General features: G+C 71.5%; 23 protein-coding genes and 1 pseudogene. 16 read left to right on the forward strand and 8 right to left on the reverse strand.

The features are described 5' to 3' along the window. From E1293_RS31480 to E1293_RS47825, 5 genes are all read left to right on the forward strand, one after another. A partial coding sequence (locus E1293_RS31480; protein ID WP_165978480.1) for a TrmH family RNA methyltransferase occupies positions 1-293 on the forward strand: 293 nt, incomplete at its 5' end. A 116-nt stretch (positions 294-409) separates the two neighbouring features. After that, the gene (locus E1293_RS31485; protein WP_132201123.1) at positions 410-3442 is read left to right on the forward strand and encodes a Tn3 family transposase; all 3033 of its coding nucleotides are present in this window, start codon (positions 410-412) and stop codon (positions 3440-3442) included. A gap of 67 nt (positions 3443-3509) precedes the next feature. Next, a complete protein-coding gene (locus tag E1293_RS31490; RefSeq protein WP_132201124.1) occupies positions 3510-3824 on the forward strand; it encodes a hypothetical protein in 315 nt (104 codons plus the stop codon). A 79-nt stretch (positions 3825-3903) separates the two neighbouring features. Beyond that, entirely contained in the window at positions 3904-4098 is a 195-nt protein-coding gene (locus E1293_RS31495; protein WP_132201125.1) for a hypothetical protein, read from the forward strand. Continuing rightward, positions 4095-4301 (forward strand): hypothetical protein, encoded by a 207-nt coding sequence (locus tag E1293_RS47825; protein WP_165978479.1) that lies wholly within the window; start codon positions 4095-4097, stop codon positions 4299-4301. Before E1293_RS31495 ends, E1293_RS47825 begins: the two co-directional genes overlap by 4 nt. A 74-nt stretch (positions 4302-4375) precedes the next feature. Here the strand turns inward: E1293_RS47825 and E1293_RS31500 are convergent, their stop codons facing one another. From E1293_RS31500 to E1293_RS50805, 3 genes and pseudogenes are all read right to left on the reverse strand, one after another. Continuing rightward, positions 4376-4822, reverse strand: coding sequence for a DUF6069 family protein (locus E1293_RS31500; RefSeq protein WP_132201126.1), 447 nt, complete (start codon positions 4820-4822; stop codon positions 4376-4378). A 12-nt stretch (positions 4823-4834) separates the two neighbouring features. Continuing rightward, complete coding sequence (locus E1293_RS48785) at positions 4835-5290, reverse strand: zinc-binding dehydrogenase (protein WP_207939200.1); 456 nt, start codon at positions 5288-5290, stop codon at positions 4835-4837. Between the two features lie 192 nt (positions 5291-5482). Then, positions 5483-5599 (reverse strand): annotated as a pseudogene (locus tag E1293_RS50805) (alcohol dehydrogenase catalytic domain-containing protein); the annotation flags it as partial. Between the two features lie 382 nt (positions 5600-5981). On the opposite strand from E1293_RS50805, the gene E1293_RS31510 reads away from it, so the two are divergent. Next, positions 5982-6980 carry an AraC family transcriptional regulator gene (locus E1293_RS31510; protein ID WP_132201127.1) on the forward strand — a complete coding sequence of 333 codons (999 nt, stop codon included), beginning with the start codon at positions 5982-5984 and terminating at the stop codon, positions 6978-6980. A gap of 165 nt (positions 6981-7145) precedes the next feature. Here E1293_RS31510 and E1293_RS31515 read toward each other — a convergent pair whose 3' ends face one another. Together E1293_RS31515 and E1293_RS31520 are read right to left on the reverse strand one after the other, a co-directional pair. Further along, the gene (locus tag E1293_RS31515; RefSeq protein WP_132201128.1) at positions 7146-7763 is read right to left on the reverse strand and encodes a recombinase family protein; all 618 of its coding nucleotides are present in this window, start codon (positions 7761-7763) and stop codon (positions 7146-7148) included. Continuing rightward, the gene (locus E1293_RS31520) at positions 7763-8008 is read right to left on the reverse strand and encodes a hypothetical protein (RefSeq protein ID WP_132201129.1); all 246 of its coding nucleotides are present in this window, start codon (positions 8006-8008) and stop codon (positions 7763-7765) included. The genes E1293_RS31515 and E1293_RS31520 overlap by 1 nt, the downstream gene beginning before the upstream one ends. Positions 8009-8306: 298 nt before the next feature. Here E1293_RS31520 and E1293_RS31525 point away from each other — a divergent pair, with 298 nt between their 5' ends. From E1293_RS31525 to E1293_RS48795, 3 genes are all read left to right on the forward strand, one after another. After that, positions 8307-8627, forward strand: coding sequence for a TraR/DksA family transcriptional regulator (locus E1293_RS31525; RefSeq protein ID WP_132201130.1), 321 nt, complete (start codon positions 8307-8309; stop codon positions 8625-8627). 100 nt (positions 8628-8727) lie between these two features. Next, positions 8728-9168 (forward strand): YybH family protein, encoded by a 441-nt coding sequence (locus E1293_RS31530; protein ID WP_132201131.1) that lies wholly within the window; start codon positions 8728-8730, stop codon positions 9166-9168. Between the two features lie 187 nt (positions 9169-9355). Then, a complete protein-coding gene (locus E1293_RS48795) occupies positions 9356-11188 on the forward strand; it encodes an MFS transporter (RefSeq protein WP_207939201.1) in 1833 nt (610 codons plus the stop codon). Between the two features lie 19 nt (positions 11189-11207). Here E1293_RS48795 and E1293_RS31545 read toward each other — a convergent pair whose 3' ends face one another. Then, positions 11208-11423 carry an EF-hand domain-containing protein gene (locus E1293_RS31545; RefSeq protein ID WP_132201132.1) on the reverse strand — a complete coding sequence of 72 codons (216 nt, stop codon included), beginning with the start codon at positions 11421-11423 and terminating at the stop codon, positions 11208-11210. Between the two features lie 117 nt (positions 11424-11540). On the opposite strand from E1293_RS31545, the gene E1293_RS31550 reads away from it, so the two are divergent. From E1293_RS31550 to E1293_RS47830, 4 genes are all read left to right on the forward strand, one after another. Next, positions 11541-12350 carry a glycerophosphodiester phosphodiesterase family protein gene (locus tag E1293_RS31550; protein ID WP_132201133.1) on the forward strand — a complete coding sequence of 270 codons (810 nt, stop codon included), beginning with the start codon at positions 11541-11543 and terminating at the stop codon, positions 12348-12350. 120 nt (positions 12351-12470) lie between these two features. Beyond that, positions 12471-13229 (forward strand): DeoR/GlpR family DNA-binding transcription regulator, encoded by a 759-nt coding sequence (locus tag E1293_RS31555; RefSeq protein ID WP_132201134.1) that lies wholly within the window; start codon positions 12471-12473, stop codon positions 13227-13229. A gap of 1 nt (position 13230) precedes the next feature. Then, positions 13231-14460, forward strand: a complete 1230-nt coding sequence (locus E1293_RS31560) for an MFS transporter (protein ID WP_132201135.1) — start codon at positions 13231-13233, stop codon at positions 14458-14460. A gap of 369 nt (positions 14461-14829) precedes the next feature. Then, entirely contained in the window at positions 14830-15192 is a 363-nt protein-coding gene (locus E1293_RS47830) for a type II toxin-antitoxin system Phd/YefM family antitoxin (protein WP_165978481.1), read from the forward strand. Here the strand turns inward: E1293_RS47830 and E1293_RS31570 are convergent. Continuing rightward, positions 15182-15466, reverse strand: a complete 285-nt coding sequence (locus E1293_RS31570) for a type II toxin-antitoxin system Phd/YefM family antitoxin (RefSeq protein ID WP_132201137.1) — start codon at positions 15464-15466, stop codon at positions 15182-15184. The two genes, E1293_RS47830 and E1293_RS31570, sit on opposite strands and share 11 nt — an antisense overlap. A gap of 192 nt (positions 15467-15658) precedes the next feature. Between E1293_RS31570 and E1293_RS31575 the strand changes: the two genes are divergently transcribed. The 3 genes from E1293_RS31575 to E1293_RS31585 all read left to right on the forward strand — a co-directional run bounded on the left by E1293_RS31575 (position 15659) and on the right by E1293_RS31585 (position 17311). Then, positions 15659-16222: a ClpP family protease gene (locus E1293_RS31575; RefSeq protein ID WP_132201141.1), complete on the forward strand. Its 564-nt coding sequence runs from the start codon at positions 15659-15661 to the stop codon at positions 16220-16222. Beyond that, the gene (locus E1293_RS31580) at positions 16219-16824 is read left to right on the forward strand and encodes an ATP-dependent Clp protease proteolytic subunit (protein ID WP_132201138.1); all 606 of its coding nucleotides are present in this window, start codon (positions 16219-16221) and stop codon (positions 16822-16824) included. The genes E1293_RS31575 and E1293_RS31580 overlap by 4 nt, the downstream gene beginning before the upstream one ends. 142 nt (positions 16825-16966) lie before the next feature. Further along, a complete protein-coding gene (locus E1293_RS31585) occupies positions 16967-17311 on the forward strand; it encodes an RNA polymerase-binding protein RbpA (RefSeq protein ID WP_132201142.1) in 345 nt (114 codons plus the stop codon). Positions 17312-17382: 71 nt separating this feature from the next. Here E1293_RS31585 and E1293_RS31590 read toward each other — a convergent pair. Further along, positions 17383-17598 (reverse strand): response regulator transcription factor (locus E1293_RS31590; protein ID WP_132201139.1); only part of this gene is annotated, 216 nt, incomplete at its 5' end.

Consider the following 17598-nt stretch of genomic DNA (forward strand, 5'->3'; position numbering starts at 1 on the left):
CCTGGGCGCACGCCGGCACCCCCGCCGAGGCCGCCGCCGCCGTCCGCAAGGAAGGGCTGCGGCTCGTCGCCGTCGAGCTCACCGGCGACGCCGTCCCCCTGCACGAGGCCCCCCTGGACGGCGACGTCTGCCTCGCCGTCGGCAGCGAGGACCACGGCTGCTCCCCCGCCCTCCTCGCCGCCGCCGACGCCGTCGCCTACATCCCCCAGATCGGCCGCGTCGGCTCCCTCAACGTCGCCGTCGCCACCGCCATCGCCCTCGCCGAGGCCCGCCGCCGCGAGTGGAGCACCTGACCGGCGCCGGCCCGCGAGGAGGCTGAGTGCAGAAATTAGCGGTAGGGAGCCGATCTTCGTTTCGGTTCAGTGACGGGTCGGGTTTGCCCTGGTGAGGCCCCGTACGTTCCGGGGTCATGCCCTTCGAATTTCTTTCTGATGAGCAGGTCGCTCGCTATGGCCGGTTCCCGCAGGAGCCGTCACCGGGTGAGCTGGAGCGGTTCTTCCGGCTGGACCAGGCCGCGCTGGAACAGGCGGGTGAACGGCGGAGCCCGGCGACGAGACTGGGCTGGTCGGTGCAGTGGGGCACCGTGCGGATGCTGGGGGTGTTCCTGACCGAGGACCCCGCGGCGGTTCCGGCCGGCGCGGTCGGGTTCGTCGCCGAGCAGCTCGGTGTCGACGCGGACGTGTTCGGTGAGTACGGGCGGCGCGCGCAGACGGTGTACGAGCACTCCTGGCAGATCCGCGAGCTGCTGGGGTACCGGGACTTCGCTGAGGCGGAGGCCGAGGTGCGCCGTCACGTGGCGGCGCGAGCGTGGTCGACGACCGAGGGGCCGCGGGCGCTGTTCGACCGGGCGGTGGTGCACATGCTCAAGGAGCGGGTGCTGCTGCCGGGGATCACGGTGCTGACCCGGCTGGTGGGCGAGGTGCGCCGCGAGGAGAACCTTCGGTTGTTCGGGCTGCTGGCCGAGCGGACTCCGGCCGAGACCGCCGTGGCCCTGCGGGGCCTGTTGCAGGTTCCCGAGGACCGGCGGGTTTCGGAGTTGGAGCGGCTGCGGACCTCACCGGTCAAGGCGTCGGGCCGGGTGCTGGTGCGAGAGCTGGACCGGGTCGCCGAGATCGCCGGACTCGGGGCGGGGCGGGTGGAGGTCGAGCCGGTCCCGGCGGTGAAGTTGGCGTCGCTGGCACGGTACGGGATGGCGTCCAAGGCCCCCACGCTGCGGGACCTGGAGCCTTCGCGGCAGACCGCGACGCTGCTGGCCACCGTCCGGCACCTGGAGACCGCCTCGATCGACGACGCGCTGGACGTGCTGGACCTGCTGATCACCTCGAACCTGTTGGCCAAGGCGGAGCGGGCGGGCAAGGCCGAGCAACTGCGGACCCTGCCCAAGCTGCGCAGCGCAGCCCGCAACATCGCCTCAGCGATGGAGATCTTGATGAACGTGCCGCAGGCGACTGAGGACCGCCTGGTGTCGTTGGCGGAGGTGTGGAACGAGATCGAGCGGGTGGTACCGCGGGAGAAGCTGACGGCGGCGGTCGCCACGATCGCGGCGTTCGTGCCCGCCACTGACGATGACGCGGCCGCCGCGTGGCGGGCCGAGCTGGTCAAGCGGTACCGGACGGTGCAGCACTTCATCGAGCTGCTGCTGGAGGTGATCGACTTTCGTGCGGTGGAGGCCGGGGCGCCGGTGGTGGCGATGGTGCGGGCGGCGGCCGCGATGGCCAAGGCCCGCCGCCGCTACGACCGCGCCGACATTGCCGCGCACGAGGACCTGATCACCGGGTCGTGGCGGCCGCTGGTGTTTACCAACCCCGACCTGCCCGCCGGGCAGGTCGACAAGGCGGCGTTCACGTTGTGCGCGGTGATGCACCTGCACGCCGCGCTGCGCCGCCGGGACGTGTTCGCCGTCGGGGCGGGTCGGTGGAGCGACCCGCGCGCCCGCCTGCTGGAAGGCGAGGGCTGGGAGGCCGCGCGTCCGCAGTTGCTGGAGGCGTTGGAGCTGGAGGCCGAACCGGCCGGGCACCTGGCCGAGCTCGCCAGCGCACTTGAGGGCGCCTACACCCGCGTCCTGGACGGGCTCGGCGGCAACACCGCGGTGCAGTTCGTCGGCGGCCGGCTGCGGGTGGAGAAGCTCGGGCCGCTGGCCGAGCCGCCGCTGATGGGTGAGTTCCGCGCGCTGATCGACGGGATGCTGCCGCGGGTGGACTTCCCCGAGCTGCTGCTGGAGGTGTTCGACCGAACCGGCCTGGCTGCCGAGTTCACCCACATCTCCGGCGCCGACCCGGCGATGGAGGACTTCGCGGTCAGCCTGTGCGGGCTGCTGGTGGCCGAGGCGTGCAACGTCGGCCTGGTCCCGATCGAGAAGCCGAACGTGCCCGCGTTGACCCGCGCCCGCCTCCAGCAAGTCGACCAGGGCTACCTGCGCGCCGAAACCATCTCAGCGGCCAACGCCCGCCTGATCGCCGAACAGGCCGAGCTCGACATCGTGCGCTGCTGGGGCGGCGGGAAGATCGCCTCGGCCGACGGGTTGCGGTTCACCGTGCCGGTCGCCAACCTGCACACCGGCCACAACCCGATCTACTTCGGCCGCCAGCGCGGTGCGACCTGGTTGAACGTGGTAAATGACCAGGTGATGGGCATCGGCGGCGTCGTGGTCCCGGGCACGTTGCGGGACTCGCTGTTCATCCTGGACGCCATCCTCACCGTCGACGGCGGGCCGCGCCCCGAGACGGTGGTGACCGACACCGCGTCCTACTCCGACATCGTGTTCGGGGTGTTCGCGATCTGCGGCTACCAGTTCTCCCCGCGCATCGCCGACTTGGGCGACACCCGGCTGTGGCGCACCAACACCCGCGCCACCTACGGCCCCTTGGACCACATGTCCCGCCACACCGTCCGCCTGGACCGCATTCGCGCGCACTGGGACGACATGCTCCGCGTCGCCGGCTCTCTCACCACCGGCGAGGTCCGCGCCTACGACCTGATCCGGATGCTGTCGCGCGACGGCCGCCCCACCGGCCTGGGCGACGCGTTCGCCCACTACGGCCGGATCTTCAAGACCCTGCACCTGCTGCAGTTCATCTCCGACGACGGCTACCGCCGCATGATCGGCACGCAGCTCAACGTCCAGGAAGGCCGCCACCGCCTCGCCCGCCGGATCGCCTTCGGCAACCGCGGCCAGCTGCGCCAGCGCTACCGCGAGGGCATGGAGGACCAGCTCGGCGCGCTGGGCCTGGCGCTCAACGCCGTGGTGTGGTGGAACACCCTCTACCTGGACGCCGCCGTCAAACAGATCCGCGCCGACGGGTTCCCCGCCACCGACGCCATGTGCGCCCGGCTCTCACCCATCGCCTACGAGCACATCAACTTCCTGGGCCGCTACGCCTTCACCCGCGCCGACCCCAAGGTGGGCCTGCGTCCCTTCCACGACCCCGCTGCAGAGGCGTAGCCCACCGACCGCACCTGCCAGCTCGGCCGCGTGCCAACGGATCGACCGGGTCGCCGAGGGCGGGCACGTGGTGCGCCGGCGGACCCGCCGCTACCGCGACCCAGCCACCGGCCAACTGGTGGAGGAAGTGGAGGAGGACGTCGCACCACCGGACTGGCGGGCGGCCGCGTGGGTGCTGGAACGCCGCCACCCCGATGGGTTCGCCCGGCCCTCGCAGCTGCAGGTCTCCGGCCCGGACGGCGGGCCGGTCGAGATCGAGCAGACGCCCGGCCTGGCGGCCCTCGCCGAACGCGTCGCCGAGAGTCTCGCCGAGTACCGCGCCGAGTTGGAGGGCCTGGACGACGAAGAGGAGGTGCACGCGAATACCGTCACGCCGTCATGACGGCACGACGCGGCACGACGGCGTGACGGCGGCCGCGGGCACGGTAGGCCCGGGGAAGCGGGCGCGGCCCCCCGGCACCATGCTGCGGCATCTCGGCGACCACGGTTTCTCGTCCCAGGCCGCACGAACTGCAGCGCTACGCCAACTCGTCCTCCAAGCACCCGCCCCGGTCATCGCCCGGTCGCTGAGCTTCCACGACACGACCACCGCCCGCATCGCCGCCGAAGCCGGGAAGTCCTGGATCCACTACGCCCCCGGCGACCACACAGGGTGACCGTCAACCCCTCGGCACCCACGATACGCACACATCGCTTACGCGAGCTCACCAGTATCACCCCCGTCACCTGGTCGAAGCTGGAGCGCATCATCAAGAACCGGCCGATCAACTGGGAGTCGACCGGCGATCACTACGACCAGATGATCAGAACCGACCGGCTCACCGGCGAAGACCGTCGCGGGCTCAGCCCGCTGTTCTGAACCCACCTCAACCCGTACGGGTACTTCTACCCGGACATGGACACGCGACTGGACCTCACGGCAGCCTGACGGCGCTACGTTTCGGGTCGGTCGAGGTGAGGAGCGGTGCGATCACCATTTCGGCGGCCCAGGAGCGAAACGAGTACGGCGGCGACGCCCAGGTGCATCAATGCCAGGGTGGCCTTGGCGCCGCCGGATGCCTCGACGTAGAACACGGGCACGAACGACACCGGCAACACGATGGCGGCCAATCCGGTCCAGACGGTCGGAGCCCGGTTGGTCAACCGATCCAGCACCGCTCGCGTCGCTGAGGCGAGCAAGGAGACGACAAGCGTGACGCCGGCAATGAGAGGCAGGCCGACGACCTGGGCCGGCCGTCCGTCGCCGGGATCAACGTGAAGTTCCACGCCCAGGCTGCGGGCGGTAGCCCACAGCAGGGCCGTCGCCAGGACGGCACCGCCGACCGCGAATGCGTGGCGGCGGAGGCCCGGGGCGGCCGGGCGGGTGAAGGTGGTGGTCATCAGAGCGCTCTTTCAGGGGATGAGGACGGTCTTGCCGCTTGTGCGGCCGGCTTCGGCGTCGCGGTGCAGCGCCGCCAGTTCGGTGAGCGGGCGGGCTGCCGTGATGTCCACGCGCACGATGCCGCTGTCGATAAGGGTGATGAGTTCGGTGAGTTGGGCGGGGTCGTTGCGGGCGATGAAGTGCGTGGCCGTCACGCCGGCTCCAGCCGGAGGTTTCACCGGGATGGTGATCGAGACGATCGAACCGCCGGGGCGGACGGCACGGCACAGTGCTTCCCCGGCCTCGGGCGGTATCGGGACGAGGTTGAACACCAGATCCACCGGGCGGTCCAGCACCTGATGCGGCGAGACCCGTGTGTAGTCGATGATCTGCTCGGCGCCGTAGGCGCGGACCCGTTCTGCGCTGCGGGGGCCGGCGGTGGCGATGACGTGCGCACCGGCATGGCGGGCCAGTTGGACGGCGAACATGCCGACGCCGCCGCCCGCGCCGTGGACGAGGATCCGGGTGCCCGGTTCGATGCGGACGTGTTCGAACAGCCCCTGCCAGGCCGTGAGGCCTGCGACCGGGATCGCCGCCGCATGGTCGAGCAGGAGCGTGGAAGGAGCACTTACCAGCTTGGGAGCGGGGGCGGTGAGGTATTCGGCCGCCGCGCCGCCTTCGTCAAGACGGCCGACGACGTGGTCGCCGATCTTGAAGCGTTCGACACCGTCTCCGGTCCGGACGACCGTCCCGGCGGCTTCGGAGCCGAGAGTGAACGGCAGGTCCTGCGGGACGATGTTTCTGCATCATGCCGGCCCGGAAGCCGACGTCAGAGGGGTTGAACCCGGCGGCGGCCACACGCACCAGCACCTCGCCCTGTCCCGGGTCCGGACGGGGTACCTGCTCATAGCGGATCACCTCGGGCCCGCCGAAGGCGTGGACGCGCGCCGCCATCATCGACGCGCTCGGGCTCTTGGCGCGCCGGCCCGATACGGGTTCTGCTGTCATGAGTCTTCCTGTCTGAAGCGGCACCAGGCCCTCGCTCCGCACCGGTACGGCTGCTTGCTGATCTCGGAGTGATTCGACCGTAGGACCGATGCCCAAGACGGACAATGCGCGTTCATCTCGGATTCTTAAGAGATCGTCTTCCCTGTGAGAACCATCGCTAGGATCCGGGGGATGGATGTGCTGAGCGATGTGATCGCCGTGATGCGCACCGGTGAGCCGCGATCGGCCCTGGTCGAATGGTCGGTGCCGTGGGGGCAGTGGTTCCGGACGGTGCCGGGAGCGGCGGGATTCCAGATCGTCCTGCGCGGTCCCTGCTGGTTCATCCCCGAAGACGGTGCCCCCTTCCCGCTGGCCGTCGGCGACGTGGTGTTCCTTCCGCATGAGAGCCGGCACGGCCTGGCCGATGCCCCCTCCACGCCCTTGGCCGAACACACCTGTGATCCGCAGGAGGACGTCAGGTTCGAACGCAGATATGCCGCCGCACCGGGCGGCCGGGCGCGCGCCGGGTCCCCGGCCACGGTGACGTTGTGCGGGGCCTACCAACTCGACGCCGCTCGCGCTCACCCGCTGCTGAACGATCTGCCTCCGCTGTTGCACCTGCCCGCACGGCTCGGACGCCATCCCCGGTTGCGCGCCGCTGTCGATCTGCTCGGCGCGGAACTCGAAGAACCCCAGCCGGGCACCGGCGCCCTCGTGCCCGCTCTGCTGGACACGCTGTTGCTCTACATCCTGCGGGCATGGCTCGCCGAGCAACCGGCGGGCAGCGGGGCCACCGGATGGGCGGCGGCGCTCGCCGACCCGGCCATCAGCACCGCCCTTGAGGCGATCCACCGCGATCCCGCGCGTCCCTGGAGCGTCGCCGGCCTGGGCGCACACGCGGGACTGTCGCGGGCCGCCTTCTCCCGCCGGTTCACGGCGCTCGTAGGGCGGCCACCGCTGGCTTACCTGACTTGGTGGCGGTTGACGACCGCAATGCGGCTGCTGCGCGACTCCGACGCTCCACTGAGCGTCGTGGCAGAACAGGTGGGATATGGCTCGGAGTTCGCCTTCGCCAACGCGTTCAAACGCGAATTCAACCTCGCGCCCGGACGCTACCGGCGCAACAGCCGCTCCTCCGACCGGCTGAACCCCGGCGGACTCCGATCTCGCCCACGCCCCAGTCTCCTCTGACACCGGGCCTGGTTTCGTGCGCTTCTCGCAGTCACAGCCACCGGGCCCGTTGGCGGTCGACCGACCTGGAGGCACAGCCGACCTCAAGCGGCCAGTGGGTGGTACTCCTGCGACCCGGCGCAGGCCGACTGAAGAAGCTCGGCTAAGACGCCGCCCCGCGGCCCTTCACTTCGCTTGGGGGGTGAGGGCGGACTGCCTGGCGACCGCCAGCGCCTCGTAGGCAGTAGACCGGCCGATCTTCAGCCTGCGGGCGGCCTCGGTCACCGAGACGCCCTCCTGGCCCACCAGGCGGTGGAGCATGTCCAGCTCGGCCGGTCCCAGCACGCGGGGCCGGCCGATGCGCTGCTTGCCCGGCAGTATCCGGCCTTCGGCCTCGCGGCGCTGGGCGGCGGCGATGCCCTCGGCTTGGCGTTCGGCGCGCAGCTCCAGCTCGTACTCGGCGGCCGCGGCCAGGACCGCGAACATGAACCGGCCTTCCTTGGTGTCCAGGTCAAAGTTCTCGGTCAGGCTGATGACCTTCACGCCGCGCTCGCGCAGCTCGGTCACGGTGGTCAGCACGTGTCCGGCCGAGCGGCCCCACCGGTCGGACTTCCAGAACTTCAGCGTGTCCCCGGCCTGCGGACGGCCCAGCAGCGCCTCCCATTCGGGCCGCGCCACCCCGCGCTTGCCAGACTCCTTCTCCGTCACCAGCTCGTCGTAGCCGCTGGCCTCCAGCGCGTCGAGCTGGAGCTGGGGGTTCTGGTCGCGGGTGGAGACCCGCGCATAGGCGTAGATCCGGCCCATCACAGTCGTCCGAGGTCGTCGCGGCCGGTGACGGCGCGCAGGATGTCGTCGTCTCCGGAACTCATCGCGGCGCGGACCGACATGCCGCGCAGCGAGTTCGCGACGCGGGCCAGGTCCTCGCGGCCGTACTCGTCGGTCCGGAAGCCACAGATCTCCATGTGCTCGATGAGCAGCTGGAGGTTCCCCGCGGTCTTGAAGGCGTGCATGGCCAGTTCCCCGGCCTTCTGCTCCCGGTCGTCTGCCATGTCCTCTCCCAGTGTCCAGAAACGTTTACTTTTCTGGACAGACTAGCGACCAGCGCGAACGCCGTCCAGAAATCTACGTCCAGAAGGTGGTCCAGCCCTGGGAATCAGGTCACGTTCGGGAGTGACCGAGCGTTCGACGGCCTACCGCTAATTTCTGCACTCAGCCTCCTCGCGGGCCCGCCTGCACCTTCGCCCCCACCGCACATGGGTGCCGCACCCCATGGCCGTCCGCCCCGCCTTCGCCCATGGTGGAGGTTCGCCATGCCCTATCCCCAAGGGCCGAAGGGAGCACACAGCGATGACGGTCGACAGCGCGGTCAACGGCGGCCACACGCCGGACGGCACGGCGGCGCGGCAGGCCCGCGTCCTGCTGGACCAGGAGCGCCGCACCCGCATCGCGCAACTGGCCGTCCTGGAGCAGGAGGAGGCCGACGAGACCGCGCTCGCCCGCCGCGACACCCTCCAGGAGAAGCTGAAGGAGATCGACGCCGCCCTCGCCCGCCTCGGCGACGGCACCTACGGCCTCTGCGCGGACTGCCGCAAGCCCATCCCCGCGGGCCGCCTGGAGATCCTCCCCTACGCCCGCCGCTGCGTCGGCTGCCAGCAGCGACGGCGCTGACCCGGGCGCGGCACGTCACATTCGGGGCGGCCGCGGCGTCAAACCTCTGAGACCACAGCGGACCGCCGCCCCGGCGGCGGTCCAGAGGGGACGGGGAGCGATGACCGCGGAGCACCGGACGGCCGAAGCCGACATCAGGCGGCAGGTCGACAAGATAGTCGAAGGGCTTCGAGCCAAGGACCTCGACGGCCTGCGGCGGCTGTACGCGGCGGACGTGGTGTCCTTCGACATCGAGCCGCCGCTGCAGCACGCCGGCGTGGACGCGAAAATGAAGAACTGGGCGAACGTGTTCCTGTTCTTCCAGGACGTGGACTACGAAGTGCGCGACCTCACGGTCACCGTGGGCGGTGACGTGGCCTTCGGGCACGGCTTCGGCCGGCTCAGCGGCACCCTGGCGGACGGGACGGCGACGGACGGCATGTGGGTCCGGGCCACGTTCTGCTTCCGGAAGACCGGCGGAGACTGGCTGATCGCACACGACCAGGTCTCCGTCCCCGTCGACATGCGGAGCGGTAAGCCACTGACCGACCTCTCGCCCTGACCCGCGAAGCCTGAGACGCCCGCCCGGACGCATTCGCAGCCGTCCGGGCGGGCGTCCCGGCACGCGGTACGATCACCTCGTGCAGTTCCTCATCTTTGCGTAGGACGTCCCCGCCGCCGCCAACGCGGCGGCGGCCTTCGGCGTCCCCGTAAACGCCCGCAACGGGCCCCCTCTGAGGAACTCCTCCGTGACATCGTCGTACACGGCCGTCCTGCGCGCGCCGCACGCTTTCCGCACCTTCTCCCTGGCACTTCTCGGACGCCTGTCCTACGGGACCGTCTTCCTGTCCCTGACCCTGGCGTTCACCGCGTCGACCGGCTCCTACGCCCGCGCGGGCGGGCTCATGGCCCTGCTCGGCCTCACCGTCTCCATCGCGTCGCCGCTGCGCGCCGCCCTCATCGACCGGCACGGCCCGCGCCGCGCCCTGCCCCCGATGACCGCCGCCTACGCGCTCGTCCTCGCCGCGCTGGCCGCCCTCACCTGGCGGCCCGGCGCACCCGTCCCGCTGCTCACCGTCCTGGTCACGGCCGCCGGGGTGACCGCTCCCCCGCTCGGCGTCGTCATGCGGACCCTCTGGAGCGCCCTCGTGCCGGACGGCCCGCTGCTGCGGCGCGCCTTCAGCCTCGACTCCGTGTCCGAGGAGCTCGTGTTCGTCACCGGCCCCCTGCTGGCGGGGCTGCTGGCCACCGTCGCGGCACCGGCCCTCGGCGTCGCCGTCAGCGCCGCCCTGGTGACCGCCGGCACCCTCGGCATGATCACTTCCCCCGCGGTGCGGCCCCGGCCGCCAGAGCGGCGCAGCGGCCCGAGCGGGCGGGTGTTCCCGGTCGTGCCCTCCGTCGCCGCCGTGGCGACCGGCGTCGTCCTCGGCTCGACCGGCCTGCTGGCCGTCGCGTTCACCCAACAGCACCACCAGCCCGCCGCCGTCGCCTGGGTGGAGGCGGCGCTCGGCGTCGGCAGCACCCTCGGCGGCCTCGCCTACGGCGCCCTCAGCCGCTCCGCGCCCGGTCCCGGACGGCTGGCCGCCCTCGCCTGCCTCCTCGGCCTCGCGCTCGCCGCCGCGGGGCTCTCGCCGTCCATCGCCGTCCTGGCCGCGACGGCGTGCGCGGCCGGCCTGTTCATCGGCCCCACCCTGACCGCCGCGTACCTCATCGCCGACGCGTCCGCGCCGCCCGGCACCCGGACCCGCGCCGTCGCCTGGGTCAACACCATGCTCAACCTGGGCGCGTCCGGAGGGACGGCGGCGACCGGCGCGGCACTGGACGCGCTGCCGCTCCCCGCGTGCTACGCCCTCGCCGCGACCCCGGCCGTCCTGGTCCCGCTCATCCTGCTCGCTTTGCCGAAACGGCAAAGCGATTCGCCAGAACCGGCGGTCACCGCGCACCATCGGACCATGGACGACACCACTCACCAGGAGTACTGGGACTCCCGCTACTCCGAGCACCACCACATGTGGAGCGGCGACCCCAACACCGTCTTCGTCGAGGAGGTCACCGGCCTGGAGCCCGGCACCGCCCTGGACCTCGGATGCGGTGAGGGCGCCGACGCGATCTGGCTCGCGAAGCGGGGCTGGCGCGTCACCGCCGCCGACATCTCCGGCGTGGCGCTCGAACGCGCCGCCCGGCACGCCGACGAGGCCGGTGTCGCCGACCGCGTCGACTGGCTGCGCCGCGACCTCGCCGAGTCCTTCCCCGAAGGGCGCTACGACCTGGTCTCGGCGCAGTTCCTGCACTCCCCCGCGGAGATGCCCCGCGAGGAGGTCCTGCGGGCCGCCGCGGCGGCCGTCGCACCGGGCGGGACCCTGCTCATCGTCGGGCACGCGGGACCGGCGCCCTGGAACCCCGACGGTGAAGGCGGCGTGCACCTGCCCACGCCCGAGGAGGTCCTGGAGTCCCTCGGCCTGCCGGCCGGCGAATGGGAGACCCTGCGCAGCGACGAGCACGAACGCGTCCAGACAGCGCCGGACGGGAAGACCATGACCCGCACCGACAACGCCCTCAAACTGCGCCGCAAGGCCGGCTGACCCGGCGGGCCGCCGGCGGTCAGGCCGTCTGCTCCATCAGCGCGGCGAACTCCTCCAGCGAGATCTTGCCGTCCCGGTTGGCGTCGGCGGCCACGACCACCTCCACGGCACGCGTCTCGGTGACGTCCTGGCCGAGCTTGGTCATCAGGTTCTTCAGCTCGGCCGTCGAGATGTAGCCGTCGCCGTCCACGTCCACGAGCTCGAACGTCGCCCGGTAGTCGTTCACGTCCGCCATGCGCCTTCTCCCTTGCTGATGGGGGTTTGCGGCGCCGACGGTAGCACCGGCCTCCCCGCCAGGGGCCTTTACATAGTAAGGTCAGGCTGGAGGGCCGGGTCCGACATAATCGTTCGGGTGCGGCGCTCGTACGAATTCCTCGACCATCCCGGCCCGATCCCGTTCGCCCATCGCGGCGGCGCGTCCGGCCGGCCCGAGAACTCGATGGCCGCGTTCCAGCGCGCGATCGACCTCGGCTACCGCTACCTGGAGACCGACGCCCACTCCACCGCCGACGGCGTCGTCGTCGCCTTCCACGACCGCACCCTCGACCGGGTCACCGACCGCACGGGCGCCATCTCGCGGCTCCCCTACACCGAGGTCGCCAAGGCCCGCATCGCCGGCACCGAGCCCGTCCCCCGCCTGGAGGACGTCCTCGGCTCCTTCCCCGACGCCCGCGTCAACATCGACCTCAAGGACGCCCCGGTCATCGGCCCGCTCGCCGCGACGCTGCACCGCACCAACGCCTGGCACCGGGTGTGCCTCACGTCGTTCTCGACCCGCCGGCTGGCGCAGATGCGCGCCCGCCTCCCCCTGTTCACCGACCGCGACGTGTGCACGGCGCTCGGCCCCCGCGGCCTGATGGCGCTGCGCGCCAGGTCCTACGGCGGGCCCGCCGCCAAGCTCGTCCGCCTGGCCTCCACCGGCGTCGCCTGCGCCCAGGTCCCCTACGGCCTCGGTCCCGTCCCCTTCGTCACCGAGGCGTTCATCGAGAACGCCCACCGGCTCGGCCTGAAGGTCCACGCCTGGACGGTCAACGACCCCGCCGCCATGGAGCGCCTCCTCGCCCTCGGTATCGACGGCATCATGACCGACGAGCTCCTCACCCTCCGCCGCGTGATGTCCTCCCGCGGCCTCTGGCCCAACGAAACCCCCGCGACCCCCTGACCGCAGGCCCTCAAGGACACCGGCCGGCCCCCTGAGCAGGGCGGCGACGTCCTCGTCGGCATGCACGGCCGTCCGGCCCTCCGATTGACTTTCTACCAACTCACATGTTTTATCGAACACATGGAGAGTTCGAAACGCGTCGACACGCTCATCGAGCTGTTGCGAACCACCGAACGTGTGAGCGTGACCGAACTGGCGGGCGAGACCGGCGCGTCGGAGATGACCATCCGCCGCGACCTCGACCAGCTCGCCGAGCAGGGCGTGCTGCGGCGGGTCCGCGGCGGCGCGGTCAGCCTGCTCCTGCGCGGCGAGGCCATGCCGTTCTCCGTCCGCGAGCACGAGGCCGCCGGGCCCAAGCAGCGGATCGCCGCCGAGGCCGCCGCACTGCTCACCGACGGGGAGGCCGTCGTCCTGGACGCCGGGACCACCGCCCTGGCCGTCGCCCGCACGATCGCCGGGCGGCGGCTCACCATCGTCCCCCTCGACCTGCACGCCGCGAACGCGCTCAGCGGCGCCGCCCGGATCCGGCTCCTGGTCCCCGGCGGACGCACCACGCCGGGAGCGCTGGCGTTCACCGGCCCGCTCACCGAGGCGTCGCTGGCCTCGCTGCGCGTCGACACCGCCGTCCTCGGCGTGTGCGGGCTGTCGGCCGAGCACGGCGTGACCGCGCACGACCTGGACGAGGTCCCGGTCAAACGCGCGGCGATCGCCTCGGCCGCCCGCGTCGTCGCGGTGTGCGACGGGGCCAAGTTCGGCCGCAGCGGCCTCGGCCTCGTCTGCCCGGTGACCGCCCTGGACATGGTGATCACCGACCGGTCCGCGCCCGCCGCGGACGTGTCGCGGCTCCGCGACGCCGGCATCGACGTCCGGCTCGTGTGACGTGGCGGGACCGCTGCGCGCCGGCCGGGCCGCCACCTTCGCCAGTTTCGCCCTGAACGGCTTCCTGATGGGCATGTGGATCGTCCACATACCGGAGATCGAGCACCGCACGGGCATCGACCACGCGGTGCTCGGCCGGCTCCTGCTCCTGCTCGGCGCGGGCGCCGTCGCCGGCATGCGGATCGCCGGCCCCCTCACCGACCGCGCCGGAGCCCGCACCGTCGTACCGCTCGGCGCGGCGCTGTGCAGCGCCGCGCTGGTGCTGCCGGGGACGGCCGCGAACGCCTGGACGCTCGGCGCGGCCCTCACCGTGCTCGGCATCGGCAACGGGGTCCTGGACGTCGCCATGAACGCCCATGCCGTCCAGGTCGAACGCGGGTATGGGAGACCCGTCATGTCGGCCTTCCACGCCGCCTACTCCATCGGCGGCGTGCTGGCCGCCCTGGCCGCCGCCCGCACCCTCACCTGGGACTGGCCTCCGGCGGCGGCTCTCGGCGCAGCCGCCGCCCTGGGCATCGCCGCCGCCGCCGCGATCCGCCCGGCCCTCCTCCGGTCCGGCCCCGCGCCGGACACCGCCGTGCCAGACACAGTGCCTGACGCCGCGCCGGGTACCGCCGTGCGGACCGAGCGCCGCCGGACGCCCCGGCGCATCTGGCGGCTCGCCCTGCTCGCGCTAATGATCATGCTGTGCGAAGGGGTGGCCAACGACTGGAGCGTCCTGCACCTGCGCACGGTCCTGGACGCCCCCGCCGGGACCGCCGCCATCGCCTACGGGGCCTTCTCGGTCGCCATGACCACCGGACGCCTGCTCGCCGACCGGGTCACCGCGCGCTACGGACCGGTGGCCGTGCTCCGCCACGGCGCCGCGCTCGCCGCGATCGGCCTGGCGGCGGGCGCGCTGTCGCCCTGGGTCGCGCTCGCCATCACCGGCTGGGCCGTCTTCGGGGCCGGGCTGTCGGGCTGCGTGCCCCAGCTCTTCAGCGCCGCGGGCCACCACGACCGCGCCGCCGCCGGCGCCAACGTCTCGCGCGTGGCCGGGCTGGGCTACCTCGGCATGCTCGCCGGCCCCGGCGTCATCGGGCCGCTGACCCATGTCATGCCGCTCAACCTCACGTTCTTCCTGCCCGTGGCGTTCTGCGTCGCCGCCTCGGCGGCGGCCGGCATCCTGCGCCCCCGGGCGGACGTCGGCGCCGTCCCCGCACCCGGGCGCGAATCGGACGTCAGCGCCTGAAGCCGGACGCACGCCACACGGCGCGATCAGCCCACTCCCGCCCGCCGAGGCCGCCATCCTGAACGGTCAACGACCCCGCCACCATCGACCGCCCGAAACCCCGATCGTTCGATCTCACGTTCGACTACTCTTTGGAATGGATCTGACACTCTGAGCATCCGCACTGCCGCGAAGGACTCGATATGCGCCCCATATTCCCGCCCTGGCGGTCTCGCCCTTCCCGAAGATGTCGAGCGCGACGGCACCCCGAATCACATCCTGTGCCGCTTTCTCAACGGGCAGGGCAGGCTCCTGTATGTCGGGATCGCGGCCGGAGACCCGGGTATCCGGTGGAGTGCGCACCAGCGCGAGTCGTCATGGTGGGGCGACGTGAGATTCGTCCATGTCGAACGTCTACCCGACCGGGAATCCGCGCGAGCAGTCGAACGTACCGCCATCCAGACGGAAAGTCCCCTGCACAACGTCGCCGACCGTCCCGGCTGGAATCCTTCAGGGGAGGCACGCAAGCTCGCAAGGGCACGGCGGGATGCACTAGCCAGGGAGAGCATAGGGCCTTGGGTCACCGCCACCGAGGTACGAGCGCGCCTGAAGGACTTCGTCAACGAGGTCAGCTTCGGAGGTCCGCCCGTCACCATCACTCATGACAAGCCTGTGGCGGCGCTCGTCAGCCCTCAGGACTGGAAGTTGCTCATGGAGATCCGGCGCCGAGGCCAGCCGGAGATCAGCGATTGAAGCCGGGCGGACGGTATTCGGCTGCGATGCGCATCGGCGGCGCCGGCTGCGGCTGTTCAGCGGGCCGAGACGGCTGGCCCGGTGGGACGGTACCGCCGATTTGCAGGTCGGGGCGTTGGGAACGGACCATCTCCAGGAGTTCCAGATCTTCCGGAGAGACCAGGGCGGCCATCACCCTGCCCCGCCGCGTGAGCTTGACGGGCTCGCCGGTGTAGGCGACCCGGTTCACCAGATCCGCGAACTGAGCACGTGCTTCGGTTACCGGAACATCCACGTGATTCATCGTATAGCGAAATACCCGATCTTCCCTGGATTGGTCTCTCGGCCTGAAATAGTGTCCGTACGTACATAGTGTACGGAATGTACAGATGGTCGAGGAGGGCACGTGAACGGCGAACCCAGGCACCGGGACGGCGAGCGACGGGTCGAGACGTTCGTGGGGAGGTCGCGGGCCAGTGTGACCGAGATGCCGCAGCTCGCCGACGCGCAGCTGTTCGAGCGGCTGCTGGCGCAGCGGATCGTGTTCCTCGGCACCGAGATCGACGACCAGGTCGCCAACCGCGTCAACGCGCAACTGCTGCTGCTCGCGGCGCAGGACGCGCGGCGCGACATCACGATCTACGTCAACTCCCCCGGCGGGGTCGTGGACGCCGGGATGGCGATCTACGACATGATGCAGTTCGTCCCGAACGACATATCCACCGTCGCGATGGGCATGGCGGCGTCCATGGGACAGACGCTCCTGTGCGCCGGGACGCGGGGCAAGCGGTACGCGCTGCGGCACGCGCGGGTGATGATGCACCAGCCGCACGGAGGGATCGGCGGCACCGCGTCCGACATCAAGATCCAGGCGGAGCAGTCGCTCTACCTCAAGCGGACCCTGGCGGAGCGGACGGCGTTCCACACCGGGCAGCCGCTGGAGCAGATCGAGGCCGACGGGGACCGCGACGCGTGGTTCACCGCCGAAGAGGCCCGCGACTACGGCTTCGTCGACCACGTCATCGACAGCACCGACCGGGTGGGTACATGACACGGGCCGAACGACGGTATCTGGTCCCGCAGTTCGAGGAGCAGACGAACTACGGGCGCAAGGACAGCGACCCCTACAGCAAGCTGTTCGAGGAACGGATCGTGTTCCTCGGGGCGCCGGTTGACGACACCAGCGCCAACGACGTCACGGCGCAGATGCTCGCGCTGGAGGGGATGGATCCCGACCGGCCCATCGCCCTGTACATCAACTCCCCCGGCGGGTCGCTGACGTCGATGCTGGCGATCTGCGACACGATGCGCTACGTCCGGCCCGAGATCGAGACGACCTGCGTCGGGCAGGCCGGGTCGGCGGCGGCGATCCTGCTCGCGGCCGGGTCGCCGGGCCGGCGGCAGGCGCTGCCCGGCGCGCGGATCCTGCTGCACGAGCCGGGGATCGAGGTGTCCCGCGGCTACGCCACCGACCTGGAGATCCAGGCGCGGGAGGTGCTGCGGCTGCGGGAGCAGACCGAGGCGATCCTGGCCGAGGCGACCGGGCGCGACGCCGAGACGGTGCGCCGCGACCTGGACCGCGAGCGCTATTTCACCGCCGCCGAGGCCAGGGACTACGGGCTGATCGACCAGGTGCTCGACTCCCGCGGCTAGGGCGCGGGCCGGAGGGTTTGCGGCGCGGCGGCCCGGTGCGGCCGGAAACAGCAGGGTTGGATCATGCCGGGCAGGGGAATCTTGTCACGGTGTTGAGCGTTGGTCAGGGCAAGACCGCAAGCCGTCTGGGAGGCACGTGACGATGGCCGAGCGCGCACTTCGCGGCACCCGGCTCGGAGCGACGAGCTACGAGAACGATCGCAACACCGATCTGGCCCCGAGGCAAGAGGTGGACTACACCTGCACCAAGGGCCACCGGTTCACCGTGACGCTCGCCGCCGAGGCGGAGGTGCCCATGACCTGGGACTGCCGCAGCTGCGGCGCCACGGCCCTGCGGGTCGACGGGGAACTGCCGCAAGCGAAGAAGGGAAAGCCGCCGCGCACCCACTGGGACATGCTCATGGAGCGCAGGACCGTGGAGGACTTGGAGGAGGTTCTGGCCGAACGCCTGGAGATACTGCGGGCGGGACGCAGAAGGTCCGCGTGAGCGGCTGACAGGTTTCGACGGGCCGGGCCCGTACCGGCGACCACCGGTGCGGGCCCGGCCCATGTCCGGGGTCAGCGTGCCGAGCGCGGCATGACCAGGCCGCTCTCGTAGGCGGTGACGACGGCCTGGACGCGGTCGCGCAGCCCGAGCTTGCGCAGGATCCGGCTGACGTGCGTCTTGACCGTCTCCTCGCCGACGACGAGGCGGCCGGCGATCTCGGCGTTGGACAGGCCCGCCGCCACGAGCCGCAGCACGTCGGTCTCGCGGGGGGTGAGGGCGTCCAGGAC

Origin of the sequence: Actinomadura darangshiensis, from assembly GCF_004349235.1 — a bacterium.
Classification (GTDB): Bacteria; Actinomycetota; Actinomycetes; order Streptosporangiales; family Streptosporangiaceae; genus Spirillospora; species Spirillospora darangshiensis.

Excerpts from the sequence above, each read along its gene's own strand:
- E1293_RS31485 (WP_132201123.1), top strand. The coding sequence starts at position 410 with ATGCCCTTCGAATTTCTTTCTGATGAGCAGGTCGCTCGCTATGGCCGG.
- E1293_RS31495 (WP_132201125.1), top strand. The coding sequence starts at position 3,904 with ATGCTGCGGCATCTCGGCGACCACGGTTTCTCGTCCCAGGCCGCACGA.
- E1293_RS31500 (WP_132201126.1), bottom strand. The coding sequence starts at position 4,822 with ATGACCACCACCTTCACCCGCCCGGCCGCCCCGGGCCTCCGCCGCCAC.
- E1293_RS48785 (WP_207939200.1), bottom strand. The coding sequence starts at position 5,290 with ATGTTCGCCGTCCAACTGGCCCGCCATGCCGGTGCGCACGTCATCGCC.
- E1293_RS31510 (WP_132201127.1), top strand. The coding sequence starts at position 5,982 with ATGGATGTGCTGAGCGATGTGATCGCCGTGATGCGCACCGGTGAGCCG.
- E1293_RS31515 (WP_132201128.1), bottom strand. The coding sequence starts at position 7,763 with ATGGGCCGGATCTACGCCTATGCGCGGGTCTCCACCCGCGACCAGAAC.
- E1293_RS31520 (WP_132201129.1), bottom strand. The coding sequence starts at position 8,008 with ATGGCAGACGACCGGGAGCAGAAGGCCGGGGAACTGGCCATGCACGCC.
- E1293_RS31525 (WP_132201130.1), top strand. The coding sequence starts at position 8,307 with ATGACGGTCGACAGCGCGGTCAACGGCGGCCACACGCCGGACGGCACG.
- E1293_RS31530 (WP_132201131.1), top strand. The coding sequence starts at position 8,728 with ATGACCGCGGAGCACCGGACGGCCGAAGCCGACATCAGGCGGCAGGTC.
- E1293_RS31545 (WP_132201132.1), bottom strand. The coding sequence starts at position 11,423 with ATGGCGGACGTGAACGACTACCGGGCGACGTTCGAGCTCGTGGACGTG.
- E1293_RS31555 (WP_132201134.1), top strand. The coding sequence starts at position 12,471 with ATGGAGAGTTCGAAACGCGTCGACACGCTCATCGAGCTGTTGCGAACC.
- E1293_RS31575 (WP_132201141.1), top strand. The coding sequence starts at position 15,659 with ATGCCGCAGCTCGCCGACGCGCAGCTGTTCGAGCGGCTGCTGGCGCAG.
- E1293_RS31580 (WP_132201138.1), top strand. The coding sequence starts at position 16,219 with ATGACACGGGCCGAACGACGGTATCTGGTCCCGCAGTTCGAGGAGCAG.
- E1293_RS31585 (WP_132201142.1), top strand. The coding sequence starts at position 16,967 with ATGGCCGAGCGCGCACTTCGCGGCACCCGGCTCGGAGCGACGAGCTAC.